Origin of the sequence: Mycobacterium colombiense, assembly GCF_001665835.1 — a bacterium.
Taxonomy (GTDB): Bacteria; Actinomycetota; Actinomycetes; order Mycobacteriales; family Mycobacteriaceae; genus Mycobacterium; species Mycobacterium colombiense_A.
The window spans coordinates 1-583 of the sequence record NZ_LZSX01000104.1 but is presented as its reverse complement, the minus strand read 5'-3'; the positions used below and the strand labels follow the sequence as shown (position 1 = coordinate 583).

Sequence of the window (583 nt, the reverse complement as noted above, 5' to 3'; positions counted from 1 at the left end):
GTCATCAACGCCCCACCAAACGACGTCCCCTCAAACACCACCGGCGCCAACTGCGCCCGCGCCGCATACAACGCCGCGGTATACCCAGCAGGACCCGAACCAATAACGATCACGTCATGCACTGTGTCGGCGGTCATGAAAACCTTTCAAGCGATTCGTCTCTGGATTTGTGTAAACGCCAGCGTAGATACGGCTGTTCCCGGGTGTGGCGTAGCCATGGGACCACATTAGGGCCGGGGGACCTGGGTATTGGCCAGTAGTCCGGTATCGGCTGCGCTGCAGTTCGGCGATACCGCGAACACGGCCAGGATGTGCGGGCTGTCGCCGGGTATCACCAGAACGATTCCGGGGCGGGCGTTGATCTCGACCGGGCGCGCCCCCAGGACCTGGGTGGACGCGGGATAGCCGAGACCGGTGAGGCAGGAGGCGCGCCGCGCCGGGTCGTTGAGTGTGCCGTAGTCGGGGCGGCGGTCGAGCAGGCTGAGTATTTCGTTCCGCGAAAGCGGGATCTCCATGGGAGGCGTCGACACCGTGATGTGCTCGACATCGCCGGGGGTGTCCGGGGCGGGTTCTTATACACATC

At 64.0% G+C, this 583-nt stretch carries 1 protein-coding gene and 1 pseudogene; both read right to left on the bottom strand.

The genetic code is table 11. The annotated features are described in order from the left end of the window. A partial coding sequence (locus A5760_RS26870; protein ID WP_155764473.1) for an FAD-dependent oxidoreductase occupies nt 1–137 on the bottom strand: 137 nt, incomplete at its 3' end. Nucleotides 138–227: 90 nt separating this feature from the next. Next, nucleotides 228–569, bottom strand: a pseudogene (locus A5760_RS25055) (hypothetical protein); the annotation flags it as partial. Nucleotides 570–583 lie beyond the last annotated feature (14 nt).